The sequence below is a fragment of the Peribacillus muralis genome, from assembly GCF_001439925.1.
Lineage (GTDB): Bacteria > Bacillota > Bacilli > Bacillales > DSM-1321 > Peribacillus > Peribacillus muralis.
The window spans coordinates 1-312 of sequence record NZ_LMBV01000088.1; the positions used below are offsets into that span (position 1 = coordinate 1).

At 38.1% G+C, this 312-nt stretch carries 1 protein-coding gene; it reads left to right on the top strand.

What is annotated here, in order from left to right; translation table 11 throughout:
* Positions 1 to 312: DDE-type integrase/transposase/recombinase (locus tag ASU00_RS24195; protein ID WP_152983853.1), on the top strand; the 312-nt coding region annotated here is incomplete at both ends.

The following is a 312-nucleotide window of genomic DNA, read 5'->3' on the forward strand; positions in this document are numbered from 1 at the left end:
ATGGCGAGATTATTACGTATACGCTCCATACAAGGCCAACGTTTGATTTAGTAGAAACGATGTTGATGGAGGGCATACAACACGTGAACGAAAACGACGAGCTCTTACTTCATTCTGACCAGGGTTGGCATTATAGAATGCCTCAATACCAGAAGATATTAAAAGAACATCATATTACTCAAAGCATGTCTCGAAAAGGAAACTGTTATGACAACGCCGTTATAGAAAACTTCTTCGGAATAATGAAATCAGAATTTCTGTCCTTACAACAATTCGAGAGTATAGACCACTTCAAGAAAGAACTTGAAGTGT